Raw genomic sequence first — 13,907 nt, 5'->3', positions numbered from 1 at the left:
GCCCGGCCGGCCGCGGTCAGGCGCCCGCCGGGGTCGAGGGCCGCGAGGCCGCCGAGCAGCGCCTTCGCCTCCGCGAGGGCGGGCGCCGGGGGCGGGTCGAGGAACGGCAGGGCGGTCGGGTCGGTCACGCCCCAGGCGGCGCAGTCGAGCACCAGCCCGGCGAGGTCGGCCGAGAGGATCTCGGGCCGCGTGAAGGGCTCGAGCGCCCCGGTCGCGGCCTCGGCCCAGAGCCGGTAGCAGATGCCGGCCTGCGTGCGCCCGGCCCGGCCGCGGCGCTGGTCGACGGAGGCCCGGGAGGCGCGCTGCGTGACGAGGCGCGTCAGCCCGAGGTCGGGCTCGTAGACCGGCACCCGCGCGAGACCGGAATCGACCACGACCCGGACGCCCTCGATGGTGAGCGAGGTCTCGGCGATGGCCGAGGCCAGCACGACCTTGCGCCGGCCAGCCGGGCTCGGCCGCACCGCCCGGTCCTGCGCGGCCCGGTCGAGGGCGCCGTAGAGCGGCGCGACGTCGACGTCCGGCACGGCCTCGAGGCGCGCGCGCAGGCGCTCCTCGGTGCGGCGGATCTCGCCCTGGCCCGGCAGGAAGGCCAGGACCGAGCCGGGCTCGGCCCTCAGCGCCCGCATCACCGCGTCCGCGACCGCGTCCTCGATCCGGCCGTGGGGATCGCGCTCGACGTAGCGCGTCTCGACGGGGTGCGCGCGGCCCTCGGAGGCGATCACCGGGGCGTTCCCCATCAGGGACGCCACCCGCGCCCCGTCCAGGGTCGCCGACATCGCGAGGAGCCGCAGGTCCTCCCGCAGCCCCCCCTGCGCGTCGAGGGCGAGGGCGAGCCCGAGGTCGGCGTCGAGGGAGCGCTCGTGGAACTCGTCGAACAGCACCGCGGCGATCCCGGACAATTCCGGGTCGTCCAGGATCATGCGGGCGAAGACGCCCTCCGTCACGACCTCGATGCGGGTGCGCCCCGAGACCTTCGAGCCGAGCCGGACCCTGAGGCCGACCGTGTCGCCGACGGCCTCGCCCAGGGTCGCGGCCATCCGCTCGGCCGCCGCCCGGGCGGCGAGGCGACGGGGCTCGAGGAGGATGATCCGCCCGTCCCCCCGCCACGGGGCGGCGAGGAGCGCCAGGGGGACCCGGGTGGTCTTGCCGGCCCCGGGCGGGGCCACCAGCACGGCGTTCGGACCGCGCGCGAGCGCGGCCGCGAGCTCGCCCAGGACCGCCTCGATCGGCAGGGACGGGGCGGCGTCGGCCGGGAGGGGAGGACGGGAGGGCATCGCCGGTGAGATGGCCGACCGCGCCCGCCCGCGCAAGCCCGCGCAAGCCCGCCTCGCCGGCCGGGCAGCACGTCCGGGAGGCCGCTGATCATCCAGGAAGAATCCGCTCTTCCGCAACGGAACGCTTCGCCCCCCGAAAGATTGTCGGCGAGAGGTCGGCCGGCCCGGCCGCCGCCTGGGAGTACGATCGAGATGAAGACGCTGACCCTGACCCTCGCGGCGACCGTGATGCTGGGCTGCCTCGGGTTTGCCGCAGCGCCCGCCTCCGCGGCCGTGACCGGCCCCTCGGCCGTGGCGACGGACGGCTCGACCGTCGAGCGGGCCGCCATGCAGGGCCGCCACCGGATGATGCGGCACCAGCGCATGATGCGCCACCGCGGCGTGCACCGCCGGATGATGCGGAGCGACCCGAACTCCCGCAACCCGTCGCGCCCCGGCTACCAGCAGCAGAAGGGCAACACCTCGGGCGGCCCGGCCTACTGAGACGGCGGCCCGCGGGGCGCCGCGCGCGCCGCAAGGCGCCTGCCGCCCCGGGGGGGTCCCGGACGCCCCGCGAGGCTCCCGGACGCCCCGCGGGGCTCTCGACTTCCTGCGGGCCGCGGCGATCCGCTCCAGCGTCCGGCGCGCCCCGCGGGCCCATCTGGCAGCGGGAGCGCACGCCGGGACCGCGGGCCAGCATGACCGTCTACTTCACCGCCGACACGCATTTCGGCGACGCCCACATCCTGCGCCAGCGCGGGCGCCGCTTCGCCTGCCTGGCGGAGCACGACGAGGCCCTGATCGCGCGCTGGAACGCCGTCGTCGGCCCCGGGGACGAGGTCTGGCACCTCGGCGACTTCGCGGCTCACGCCGACCGGGCCTACTGCGCCGAGGTCTTCGGGCGCCTGCACGGCATCAAGCGCCTGGTGCGGGGCAACCACGACACCAACCGGGTCGTCGCCCTCCCGTGGGCGGCGGACCCCGTCGAGAGCGCCCGCCTCACCGTGCGCGACGGGGAGGCCGAGCACCGCCTGTTCCTCGCCCACTACGCCCACCGGGCCTGGCCCGGCCTCTGGCGGGGGACGCGCCACCTCTACGGGCACACCCACGGCACGCTGCCCGACACCTGCCGCTCCTGCGACGTCGGCGTCGACGCCTGGGACGATCGCCCGGTCGGCCTCGCGGCGCTGATCGCCCGCCAGCGGGCCGCCACCCTGGTGCCCGAGGAGCTCGCGCGCGACGCCCCCCAGGCCCCGGTTCAGCCCCCGATGTTGTAGGCCGCGAGCGCCGCCATGTTGACGAGGTCGGCGTCCGTCGCGCCCAGGGGGACGATCTGCACCGCCTTGTCGAGGCCGACGATGAGGGGGCCCAGCACCTGCGCGCCGCCGAGCTCCTGCAGCATCTTGGTGGAGATCGAGGCGGAGTGGAACGCCGGCATCACCAGGACGTTCGCCGGCTGCTTGAGGCGGCTGAACGGGTACTGGGCGAGCAGGTCCCGGTCGAGGGCGACGTCCGCCGCCATCTCGCCGTCGTACTCGAACTCGACCCGCATCCCGTCGAGGATCTTCACCGCCTCCTGCACGCGCTCGGCGCGCTCGGCCCGCGGGTGGCCGAAGGTCGAGAACGAGAGCAGCGCCACCCGGGGCTCGTAGCCGAGGCGCCGGGCCACGCCGGCCGCCTCGATGGCGATGCCGGCGAGCTCCTGGGCGGTGGGCATCTCGTGGATCGCCGTGTCGGCGACCAGCACGGTGCGGCCCCGCGCGATGCACAGGGAGACGCCGATGACCCGGTGGCCGGGCTTGTGGTCGATGACGCGGCGCACGTCCTCGAGGGCGATGGAGTAGTTGCGGGTGGTGCCCGTCACCATGGCGTCGGCGTCGCCGAGGGCCACCATGGAGGCCGCGAAGTGGTTGCGGTCCTGGTTGATCAGGCGCTGGCAGTCCCGGAACAGGAAGCCCTTGCGCTGCATGCGGGCGTACAGGAACTGGGCGTAGACGCTGTTGCGGTCGGACTTCGCGGCGTTGTGGATCTCGATGAGGTCGCGGCCCGCGAGATCGATGCCGGCCGCCTCGGCGTTCGCCAGCACCCGGTCCTCGCGCCCGACCAGGATGGCGGTGCCGAGGCCCTGGTTGACGAAGGACACCGCGGCGCGGATGACGAGCTCCTCCTCGCCCTCCGCGAACACCACGCGCTTGGGGAAGCGGCGCACGCGCTCGAAGATGCGGTTGAGGGTGCCGGCGACGGGATCGCGCCGCGCCGAGAGCTGGGCCCGGTAGCGGTCCATGTGCTCGATCGGCTTGCGGGCGACGCCGGTCTCCATGGCGGCCCGCGCCACCGCGGGCGGGATGGTGTGGATCAGGCGCGGGTCGAACGGCACCGGGATGATGTACTCGCGCCCGAAGCGGGGCCGCGTGCCCTGGTAGGCGGCCGCGACCTCGTCGGGCACGTCCTCGCGGGCGAGCGCCGCCAGCGCCTGGGCGGCCGCGATCTTCATCTCCATGTTGATCGTGGTGGCCCGCACGTCGAGCGCGCCCCGGAAGATGTAGGGGAAGCCCAGCACGTTGTTGACCTGGTTGGGGTAGTCCGAGCGCCCGGTCGCCACGATGGCGTCGTCGCGGACCTGCCCGACCTCCTCGACGGTGATCTCCGGGTCGGGGTTCGCCATCGCGAAGATGATCGGGTGGGGGGCCATCGCGGCGATCATCTCGGGCGTGAAGGCGCCCTTGACCGAGAGGCCGAAGACGATGTCGGCCCCCGCCATCGCCTCGCCCAGGGTGCGCCGGTCCGTGGCGACCGCGTGGGCGGATTTCCACTGGTTCATGCCCTCGGTGCGGCCGGCGAAGACCACGCCCTTGGTGTCGCACAGGATCACGTTGTCGGGCCGGAAGCCCAGGGCCTTGAGGAGCTCGATGCAGGCGATGCCGGCGGCGCCGGCGCCGTTGACCACGAGCTTGGCGTCCCGGATGTCCCGGCCCGTGAGGTGCAGGGCGTTGATCACGCCCGCCGCCGCGATGATCGCGGTGCCGTGCTGGTCGTCGTGGAAGACCGGGATGTCCATCAGCTCCCGGAGGCGCTCCTCGATGATGAAGCACTCCGGCGCCTTGATGTCCTCGAGGTTGATGCCCCCGAAGGTCGGCCCCAGGTAGCGCACGCTGTTGATGAACGCGTCCGCGTCCTCGGTGCCGACCTCGAGGTCGAAGGAATCGATGTCGGCGAAGCGCTTGAACAGCACCGCCTTGCCCTCCATCACGGGCTTGGAGGCGAGCGCGCCGCGGTTGCCGAGGCCGAGGATGGCGGTGCCGTTCGAGATCACCGCCACGAGGTTGCCCTTGGCGGTGTAGTCGTAGGCGAGGGCCGGGTCGTCCGCGATGGCGAGCACCGGCACGGCGACGCCGGGCGAGTAGGCCAGCGACAGGTCGCGCTGGGTCGCCATCGGCTTCGTGGCCACCACCTCCAGCTTGCCGGGCCGCCCCTGCGCGTGGAACTGCAGGGCCTCCTGGTCCGTGAAGGTCGGGCGCTTGCGGCGGGTGACGGGGCGGGACTCGCTCATGCCGGGCTCTTCTTCGACGGGGGACGGGGGCTGACCGGGGGACAAGTCCCTTAGGGCCAGGGGCCCGCCGGCTCAAGCCGCCCTGCGACGCAATCGACCAGGCTGCCGCCATTTCGGGCAGGCACCGCGATCCCCATCATTCACCGGCGGATTCGGCCGGCGCCCTGGAACGCCGCCGCGCCTCTCTGGTAGTCTCGGCCCCCATGACGATGGACAGCGATACCGGCCGGCGCCTGCGCGACGAGGGCTGCGAGACGGCCGAGCCCGTGGCGGAGGCGCCGGCCTCCGGGCGCGGCCGACGCCCGGCGTCCGAGGACGAGGCCCGCGTCTCGCCGATGATGGCGCAGTACGTCGAGATCAAGGCCGCCAATCCGGGCTCCCTGCTGTTCTACCGCATGGGGGATTTCTACGAGCTGTTCTTCGAGGATGCAGAGGTCGCCTCGCGGGCGCTCGGGATCGTCCTCACGAAGCGCGGCAAGCACGCCGGCGCCGACATCCCGATGTGCGGCGTGCCGGTGGACCGGGCCGACGACTACCTCCAGCGCCTCATCGGGCTCGGGCACCGCGTGGCGGTCTGCGAGCAGACCGAGGACCCCGCGGAGGCGCGCCGGCGGGGCGGGAAGTCCGTGGTCCGGCGCGCCGTGGTGCGCCTCGTCACCCCGGGCACCATCACGGAGGAGCGGCTCCTCGACCCGGGCCGGGCGAACCTCCTCCTGGCGCTCGCCCGGCGCCGCGCCTCCGAGTCCGCCTGGGCCTACGGCCTCGCCGCCGTCGACATCTCGACCGGGCGCTTCTCCCTCGGCGAGGTCGAGGCCGCCGGGCTCTCCGCCGAGATCGCCCGCCTCGAGCCGCGGGAGATCGTGATGGCGGAGGCGATCCACCAGGATCCCGGGCTCGCGCGGCTGTGGCGCGACACCGCGGCCGCCGTGACGCCGATGGGGCGGGGCGACCTCGATCCGGCCTCGGCCGAGCGGGCGTTGAAGGAGCAGTTCGGCGTCGCCACCCTGGACGGCTTCGGGGCCTTCACCCGTGTCGAGGTCGCGGCGGCGGGGGCGGTGCTGCACTACATCGCCCGCACCCAGCTCGGCGCCAGGGTGACGCTGAGCCCGCCCGTGCGCCAGGCCGCGGGCGTGAGCCTGATGATCGACGCGGCGACGCGCCAGAACCTGGAACTGACGCGCACCCTCGCGGGCGAGCGGGCGGGCAGCCTGCTTGCCGCCATCGACCGGACCGTCGGGGGCGCCGGCGCGCGCCTCCTCGCCGAGCGCCTCGCCGGGCCCTCGACCGACCTCGCGCTGATCCGCCGCCGGCACGACGCGGTGGCGTTCCTGGTCGGCGAGGGCGCGCTGCGGGCCGAGCTGCGGGGGGAGCTCGCCCGCGCCCCCGACATGGCGCGGGCCCTGTCGCGGATCGGGCTCGAGCGCGCCGGCCCGCGGGACCTCGCGGCCCTGCGCGACGGCCTGCTCGCCGCCCGCGCCATCGCGACGGCGCTCGCCGGGGCGGGGGCGCTGCCGGGCGAGATCGGCAAGGCCGCCCGGCTGCTCGCGGGCGTCGGCGGCGACCTCGTCGAGACCCTGGGCGCGGCGCTCGCCGACGAGCTGCCGCTGCTGAAGCGGGACGGCGGCTTCCTGCGGGAGGGCTACCGGGCCGAGCTCGACGAGGCGCGGGCGCTCCAGAGCGATTCGCGCCGCTTCGTCGCCGGCCTCCAGGCCCGCTACGCCCAGGACACCGGGTGCCGGACGCTGCGCATCAAGCACAACAACGTCCTGGGCTACTACATCGAGGTGCCGCAGGCCTTCGGCGAGACCCTGCTGAAGGACCCCTGGCGGGCCACCTTCGTCCACCGCCAGACGATGGTGGACGCGATGCGCTTCACCAGCGTGGAGCTGGGCGAGCTCGAGACCCGCATCGCCGGCGCGGCCGAGCGCGGGCTCGCCCTCGAGCTCGCGGCGTTCGCGGAGCTGGCGCGGGCCGTGATGGCGCAGGCCGAGGGCATCGCGGCCGCGGCGAGCGCCCTCGCGGCCCTCGACGTCGCGGCCTCCCACGCCGCGCTCGCCGTGGAGCTGAACTGGACCCGGCCGGTGATCGACGACGGCCTCGCCTTCCGGATCGAGGGCGGCCGCCACCCCGTGGTGGAGGCGGCCCTCACCCGGGCCGGCGAGGCCTTCATCGCCAACGCCTGCGACCTGTCGGGGACCCAGCCCCGCCCCGGCCAAGACCCGGCGGGGCAGGACCCGGCCGGGCAGATCCTGCTCGTCACCGGGCCCAACATGGGGGGCAAGTCGACCTTCCTGCGCCAGAACGCCCTCATCGCGGTGCTCGCCCAGATGGGGGCCTTCGTGCCGGCGGCCTCGGCCCATCTCGGCCTCGTCGACCGCTTGTTCTCCCGCGTCGGGGCCGCTGACGACCTGGCGCGGGGCCACTCGACCTTCATGGTCGAGATGGTGGAGACCGCCGCGATCCTGAACCAGGCCACGCGCCGCTCGCTCGTGGTGCTCGACGAGATCGGGCGGGGCACCGCCACCTTCGACGGCCTCTCGATCGCCTGGGCCTGCCTCGAGCACCTGCACGGGGTGAACGGCTGCCGGGCGCTGTTCGCGACCCACTTCCACGAGCTGACGGGCCTCGCCCGCCGCCTCGACCGGCTCTCGAACGCGACCCTGAAGGTCACGGAGTGGAAGGGCGACGTGGTGTTCCTGCACGAGGTGGTGCCGGGCGCCGCCGACCGCTCCTACGGCCTCCAGGTCGCGCGCCTCGCGGGCCTGCCGTCCTCCGTGATCGCCCGCGCCAAGGGCCTGCTCGCCGAGCTCGAGCGCGGTGATGGCGGCCGCGGCCGCCGCGCGCCCGCGGCCGAGCTGCCCCTCTTCGCCGCCGCGCCGCCGGAGCCGCCGCCTGCGCCGGCCCCGCGCCCCGACCCCGTCGCGGCGCTGCTCGACGGGCTCGATCCCGACGCCCTGAGCCCCCGGGACGCGCTCGACGCGCTCTACCGGCTGAAGGCGGCGCGGGCGCAAGGGTCAGGGTGAGGCCGGAGGTCCGGGCGCCCCTCGGACGCGCCGCATCGGGAACCGGAGGGCCGAGGGAATGCCGCCCTATTGCGGGATCTTCTCGTCCATCTCCGGGAGCTGGAAGGTCGCCTGCGGTCGAACCGTCTCCACCCCCTCGACGGACTTGAAGGATTGGGCGAGCGAGCTGTCGCTCGTGCCCAGGATGGTGCGAAAGCGCGGGATCGTCTCCTGGATCTGCAGCCCTTTTGCTTGGAGCGACTTCGCGACCTGATCGATGTCGGCTCGCCTGTCCTTATCGACCATGATCACCATTCCGATGTCGGCCATGGCCTACCTCACTCTTGACAATTGCCTTGAGATGAATATCGGGCCGATCGCCGCCCGGTGCAAGCGCGTTCGGGGCCGCAATCGGCTCGTCCGCGCGATCCCCCCGGCAGCCCGGCTGGCCTCGGGCGATTCCGGTATCCACCCTCGCTGCCGCCCACGGACGATCCGGAGCCGGACCGCCTCGTCGGCCGTCGGCGATGACCGATTCCCGGTCACGCCGCGCGGCCTCGGCCGGGCGCCGGGTGCTCGGCGGGCCTGCGCGGTCGCCGCCGGCGCTGCGCCACGCCGCTGAGTGCCTCGCTCATCCCGTCCGACGGTTGCGAGTGGGCGGGTGACGATCCGCATCACGCCTCGAGGATCGGGGGTGCCTGCACGAGGCCGCGCCCGTAATCCCGCTGCGGGCCGATCTCGCGCGCTGCGGCGACGAGCGCGTCCCAGAGCCGCTGGCCCCGCAAGCCGGGATCCGTGCTGGCGAAGAGCGCCGCGACGCCGGCGACGTGCGGGCAGGCCATGCTGGTCCCCTGCAGTTGCCGCGACAGGCGGGGGCGCGGGAAGGACGAGAGCACCGAGACGCCCGGACCGCTGAGATCGACACCGCCCCCGGTGCCGTTCACGCCTCCGCAGGAGAAGGAGGCGACCTTGAGCGTCGGATCGACCGCCGCGACAGCCATGATGGACGGCGAGTTCGCCGGCGCGCCGACCGGCGCGATGAAGCCGAAGTCGCGGGCGCTCTCGTTCCCCGCGGCGGCCACGATCAGGCAATCCTCCCGCAACGCCGCCGCCCCCACCTCCTCGTAGAGCGGATCGGGCTGCTCGCCGGGCTGCGTCGGCCGCCCGAGCGACATCGAGATGACGGCGCATTTCTGGTCGATGGCCCAGTTGATGCCCTTGATGATGTCGAGTTCGGTTCCCGATCCGCCGTCGTCCAGGACCTTGCCCACGTACAACTCGCAGTCGGGTGCAACGCCGTACCGCAATCCGAGGCTCGACCGGACCGGTCCCGCGATCGTTCCCGCCGTGTGCGTGCCGTGTCCTTGCACGTCCATCACCGTCACGCCGGCCACGAAGCTCTCCGACACGATGGCCCGGCCGACGAAGTCCGGGTGCCCGGTGTCGAGCCCCGTGTCGAGGACGGCGACGCGGACGCCCTTGCCCGTGAGGGTCGAGCGCACCGCTCCCACCGCCGCGAGGCCCCAGGTGAACGCGGACGTGTTCGCGAAGGGCGCCGCTTGCGCGGCGGTCGCGTGCATCGGTGCGGACATCGTGCCGACGCCGTGCGGAAGGCCGCTCACCAGGATCGCGAGCCCTTCCCGCACCCACGCCGCGTACCGCTGCTCGAGTTCGCCGATGGCGAACATGTAGAATTCGGGACGGACGGTCCTCACGCCCTCGGCCGCCGCGAGGTTGCCGACCCGCGTCCCCGCGTCGCCCTGCGGCTCGATCACCGCGACCCCGAAGCGGTCGAAGACGACGCTGCTCTCGGGCGCCGCCGGATCGGGGGCCGGGACCGCACCGGCACCGAGGTCGCGGGCATCGACGGCCCGGATGCCGGTCCGGTTCTCGATCGCGCTCCTCGCGGTCGCGAAGTCCATGCCGCGGTTGAAGGTCACGAGGAACCGGCCCGTCGGCTTCGGGCGCGGCGGCTCCGGAAAAGTCATTTCTGAAATCATCGTTCCCGCCCTTCTCAGGATCGTGAATACTTTTTAAAGTACATCAGGTTGCATGCCTGTCAAGTATGCAGGCGGCTATTATGCTTTAGGGTTATTCTTGATATGCAAAGTGACTGTGCGGATGAAATAGCAATCCGAACACAATGCTTCGAGCGGCTGATCCGTTGTCAGACGCTGTGCACAACAGAGTCAGGGTAATCGCGCCATGTCAGCGGTACGCGAATAACTGTTGCTCGATCATTGCCGGGAATTGCTACGACCTGTTCTGCAGGTCCGGCGCCAGCGTCACCCCGTCGGGCGGCGCGCCCGGGTCGCCGCCCTGGCGGCGGCCGGCGATGTAGGCGAGGGCGGCCCGCACCACCCGCTCGGAATAGGGCTTGGCGATCACCCCGGCGGCGCCCGCGAAATCCTCGGGCAGGCGCTTGGCGTTGGCGGTCGTGAACAGGACCGTCGTCTCGGGCTGGGCGCTCAGGGCCCGGGCCACCGCGATGCCGGTCGGCCCGTCGACGAGGTGGACGTCGACGAGGGCGACGTCCGGCCGCTGGTCGCGCCCGAGGGCGATGGCCTGCGCCGAGTGGCCGGCGATGCCGACCGGGACGTGGCCGGCCTCCTCGAGCAGGCATTCGAGCTCGAGGGCGATGAAGGCCTCGTCCTCGACGATGAGCACGCGCAGGCTCGTCCCCGTCACGCCCCGGCCTCGTCGGCGTCGAGCGGCAGGACGAGGCGGGCGCGGGTGCCGGGCGCGAGGTCCTCCCAGGCCAGCGAGCCGCGGAGCTGGCGCACCACCATGCCGACGAGCGCGCGGCCGAAGCCCTCCGGGTTGGCGTCGTGCGGGCCGAGCCCGACGCCGTCGTCGCTGACCTCCAGGGTCATGGCGTCGGCCCGGCGCCGGGCCACGATGGCGACCCGGCCCCGACGCTCGCCCGGGAAGGCGTGGCGCACCGCGTTGGTGGCGAGCTCGTGCACCAGGAGCGCCAGGGGGGCGGCCCGGGAGGCCGAGACCGCGATGGCGTCGACGTCGATCGTGAGGCGGATCCGGTCGGGATCGAGGCCGGCCGCGAGGTCGGCGCCGAAATCGGCCGCGAAGTCGCGCAGGTTGAAGCGGTTGACGTCGCCCACCGAGTAGAGGAGGCGGTGCACCGTCGCGAGGGCGCCGATGCGCTCGGCCATGCTGTTGAGGGCCTCGCGGCAGGCCGCGTCCCGGGTGCGGCGCGCCTTCAGCAGGACGAGCGAGGAGATGACCTGGAGGTTGTTCTTGACCCGGTGATCGACCTCGTGGAGCAGGGCCGTCTGCTGGTCGAGGGCCGCCTGGAGCGCCCGGGCGCGGCCGTCGACATCCTGCTCCAGGTCGTCCCGGGCCCGCGCCAGGGCGCGCTCGGCCTGCCGGGTGCCGCTGACGTCGGTGAGGACCGCGAAGAAGGACCGGATCCCGCCCGCGGCATCGGGCACCGGATTCAGCGCCATGGCGTTCCAGAAGGGCGTGCCGTCCCGGCGGTAGTTCAGGACGTCCACGCTCACGGGCTCGCCCCGGGAGACCGCGGCCCGCACCCGCGCGACGGCGCCCCGGTCGGTGTCCGGTCCCTGGAGGAAGCGGCAGTTGCGGCCGAGCACCTCCGCGGCGGAGTAGCCGGTGAGCCGGCAGAAGGCCGGGTTGGCGAACACGATCGGGTGGTCGGGCTGGCGCGCGTCGGTGAGCACCATCGGGCTCGTGCTGGCGCGAAACGCCGCCGCGAACACGGCCTCCGGGCCCGCGGCGCCCGCCGGATCGACGCCCCCGCCCGTGCTCCGCGCGGGGCCCCGGCCCTCGGCGCGGTCCCGCGGAGCCGACGCCCCCGGATCCGCCGGCCCCGGGCGGTTCTCCCCCAGGCGGTCCGCCCCCGCCATCCTCCCTCGCCCGATCATGCCGGCCCTCGCCACCCACGCCATCCGTCCCGGGCGGCGCACATCCCGGGGCAGGCCGCCGCGGCGGGCCCCCGTGTCACTCCCACCCCAGCGAACCCCCGACCGGGGCGGGGGTTCCCGGCGCCGCAGGGCCCCGGGGCCGCACCGGAGGGGTCCCGCCTCCCGGAACGGGACGGGGGCCCGCGCCGCGCGTTAACCCTTCGTCCATCTTGCCGCCCACTTCATGGGGCCGGATGCGTCGCCCCCCGGACGGGACGGACCGGATTTTCTGCGAGGACGACGAAGGTCATGACACGCCGGGTCAGTTGGCTGGAGAGCACGCGGGCCACCCTGCGCGACGTCGTGGCGGACCGGCGCATGGCCCTGATGCTGGTGCTCGGCTTCGGGGCGGGCCTGCCGATCCTGCTCGTCTTCGCGACGCTCTCGGCCTGGCTGCGGACGGCGGGCATCGAGCGCTCCAGCATCGGGCTCCTCAGCTACGTCTCGCTCGCCTACACGCTGAAGTTCCTCTGGGCGCCGGTCATCGACCGCTTCGACGTGCCGGTGCTGGGACGCCTCCTCGGCCGCCGGCGGGCCTGGATGCTGACGGCGCAGATCGGCGTCGCGGCCGGCCTCGTCGCCATGAGCCGGGGCGATCCGGGCCAGTCCCTCGGCTACATGGTGGGCTGCGCCCTGGTGATCGCGTTCGCGTCGGCGACGCAGGACATCGTGGTGGACGGCTGGCGCATCGATTCCGCCCCGACCGAGCGCCAGGGCATGATGCTGGCCTCCTACCAGCTCGGCTACAGCCTCGCGCGGATCTGCGCGGGGGCCGGCGCCCTGTTCGTCGCCGACGCCTTCGGGTGGGCGCCGGCCTACGCCACCATGGCGGTCCTGATGGGGCTCGCGGTGGCGGGCTGTCTCGCGGCGCCGAGGGGGCAGCCCGCGCCCCCGGCGGCCGGCCGGGGCTGGCGGGCGGCCGCCCGCGAGGCGGTGGTGGACCCCTTCGCCGACCTGATGCGCCGCAAGGGCGCGGGGCTCGTCCTGATCCTGGCGCTGATCACGGTCTACCGCCTGCCCGACATCGTCTCGGGCATCATGGCGAACCCGCTCTACATCGACATGAAGTTCTCGCTCTCCGAGATCGCCACCGTGTCGAAGGTCTACGGGGTCTGGGTCGGGATCGCGGGCGCCTTCGCGGGGGGCATCGCGGTGAGCCGCTTCGGCCTCTACCCGACGCTGCTCGTCGGCGGCATCACCTCGGCCGCCTCGAACCTGATGTTCGCCTGGCTGGCGCTCGCCGGGCACGACCTGCCGCTCCTGATCGCCAGCATCAGCATCGAGAACTTCGCCGGCGCCTTCGCGGGCACGGCGCTCATCGCCTACATGTCGAGCCTGACCTCGCCGGCCTTCGCGGCGACCCAGTACGCGCTCCTGTCCTCGCTCTACGCCCTGCCGGGCAAGTTCGTCGGCGGCCTCTCGGGCTTCGCCGTCGAGGCCATGGGCTACCCGGCCTTCTTCGCCATGACGTCGTCGATCGGCATCCCGGTGACGATCCTGTGCCTGGCCCTGCGCTGGCTGCCCGCGGCGGCCGCGCCGGACGCGGTGCCGGACGGCGTGCCGGCCGCGGAGCCGGGCGAACTCGCCGCGCGGGCCTGAGGGGCGCTCACCCGTCCGCCGGGTCCGGCTCGCCCGCGGGCGCCGGCGGCACCGGCCGGGGGCGGCGCCCGTCGTCGATCGCCACGAAGGTGAACAGGGCCTGCGTGACCTGCGTCACCTCCTCGCTCTCGCGGGCCCGGCGCCAGGCCTCGATCCGGATCCGCATCGAGGTGCGCCCGACCGCCACGATCCGGGCGTAGAGGCTGACCTCGTCGCCGACCGTGACCGGGTGCAGGAAGGTCATGCCCTCGACCGCGATGGTGGCGCAGCGCCCCCGCGCCCGCCGGGCCGCGACGTTGCCGGCCGCGAGGTCCATCTGCGCCATGAGCCAGCCGCCGAAGATGTCGCCGGACGGGTTGGTGTCCGCCGGCATCGCGATGGTGCGGATCACCGGGACGCCGAGCGCACCGGACGGCGAGGGGGTCAGGGGCGGGACGGTCGTGGGCGCAGTGGTCATGGGCGGTCCTCTCCGGCCGGGGCGCGGGATCGGGGCCGCGAATCGTAGCCGTCCGGCGCCGGGGCGCCAGCCCCCGCGCCCTCCGGCCGGCGCGCCCTTGCGGAA

Annotated in this window: 11 protein-coding genes; 4 read left to right on the top strand and 7 right to left on the bottom strand. The window is 74.1% G+C overall.

Translation table 11 applies throughout. From position 1 onward, the window contains the following. On the bottom strand, positions 1 to 1,274 hold a 1,274-nt coding region (gene hrpB, locus DT057_RS19930), incomplete at its 3' end, for an ATP-dependent helicase HrpB (protein WP_128563849.1). Between the two features lie 192 nt (positions 1,275 to 1,466). On the opposite strand from hrpB, the gene DT057_RS19925 reads away from it, so the two are divergent. Continuing rightward, positions 1,467 to 1,757: a hypothetical protein gene (locus DT057_RS19925; protein ID WP_128563848.1), complete on the top strand. Its 291-nt coding sequence runs from the start codon at positions 1,467 to 1,469 to the stop codon at positions 1,755 to 1,757. A gap of 194 nt (positions 1,758 to 1,951) precedes the next feature. Beyond that, positions 1,952 to 2,530 carry a metallophosphoesterase gene (locus DT057_RS19920; RefSeq protein ID WP_128563847.1) on the top strand — a complete coding sequence of 193 codons (579 nt, stop codon included), beginning with the start codon at positions 1,952 to 1,954 and terminating at the stop codon, positions 2,528 to 2,530. Here DT057_RS19920 and DT057_RS19915 read toward each other — a convergent pair. After that, the gene (locus tag DT057_RS19915; protein ID WP_128563846.1) at positions 2,512 to 4,803 is read right to left on the bottom strand and encodes an NADP-dependent malic enzyme; all 2,292 of its coding nucleotides are present in this window, start codon (positions 4,801 to 4,803) and stop codon (positions 2,512 to 2,514) included. The genes DT057_RS19920 and DT057_RS19915 overlap by 19 nt on opposite strands. A 209-nt stretch (positions 4,804 to 5,012) precedes the next feature. On the opposite strand from DT057_RS19915, the gene mutS reads away from it, so the two are divergent. Then, on the top strand, positions 5,013 to 7,826 hold the full coding sequence (mutS, locus tag DT057_RS19910; protein ID WP_407068072.1) for a DNA mismatch repair protein MutS: 2,814 nt from the start codon (positions 5,013 to 5,015) through the stop codon (positions 7,824 to 7,826). Positions 7,827 to 7,892: 66 nt separating this feature from the next. On the opposite strand, the gene DT057_RS19905 is transcribed toward mutS, so the two are convergent. The 4 genes from DT057_RS19905 to DT057_RS19890 all read right to left on the bottom strand — a co-directional run bounded on the left by DT057_RS19905 (position 7,893) and on the right by DT057_RS19890 (position 11,542). Then, on the bottom strand, positions 7,893 to 8,135 hold the full coding sequence (locus DT057_RS19905) for a hypothetical protein (RefSeq protein ID WP_128563844.1): 243 nt from the start codon (positions 8,133 to 8,135) through the stop codon (positions 7,893 to 7,895). Between the two features lie 344 nt (positions 8,136 to 8,479). Further along, on the bottom strand, positions 8,480 to 9,793 hold the full coding sequence (locus DT057_RS19900; protein WP_128563843.1) for a S8 family serine peptidase: 1,314 nt from the start codon (positions 9,791 to 9,793) through the stop codon (positions 8,480 to 8,482). 265 nt (positions 9,794 to 10,058) lie between these two features. Beyond that, complete coding sequence (locus DT057_RS19895) at positions 10,059 to 10,493, bottom strand: response regulator (RefSeq protein ID WP_238312821.1); 435 nt, start codon at positions 10,491 to 10,493, stop codon at positions 10,059 to 10,061. Beyond that, positions 10,490 to 11,542 (bottom strand): PAS domain-containing protein, encoded by a 1,053-nt coding sequence (locus tag DT057_RS19890; protein ID WP_269152972.1) that lies wholly within the window; start codon positions 11,540 to 11,542, stop codon positions 10,490 to 10,492. Before DT057_RS19890 ends, DT057_RS19895 begins: the two co-directional genes overlap by 4 nt. 453 nt (positions 11,543 to 11,995) lie before the next feature. On the opposite strand from DT057_RS19890, the gene DT057_RS19885 reads away from it, so the two are divergent. Next, complete coding sequence (locus DT057_RS19885) at positions 11,996 to 13,345, top strand: AmpG family muropeptide MFS transporter (RefSeq protein WP_128563841.1); 1,350 nt, start codon at positions 11,996 to 11,998, stop codon at positions 13,343 to 13,345. A gap of 7 nt (positions 13,346 to 13,352) precedes the next feature. On the opposite strand, the gene DT057_RS19880 is transcribed toward DT057_RS19885, so the two are convergent. Further along, positions 13,353 to 13,718 carry an acyl-CoA thioesterase gene (locus DT057_RS19880; RefSeq protein ID WP_238312900.1) on the bottom strand — a complete coding sequence of 122 codons (366 nt, stop codon included), beginning with the start codon at positions 13,716 to 13,718 and terminating at the stop codon, positions 13,353 to 13,355. Positions 13,719 to 13,907 lie beyond the last annotated feature (189 nt).

The organism is Methylobacterium crusticola, assembly GCF_003574465.1.
In the GTDB taxonomy this organism is placed as follows: Bacteria; Pseudomonadota; Alphaproteobacteria; order Rhizobiales; family Beijerinckiaceae; genus Methylobacterium; species Methylobacterium crusticola.
This window is presented reverse-complemented; position numbering and strand designations above follow the sequence as displayed.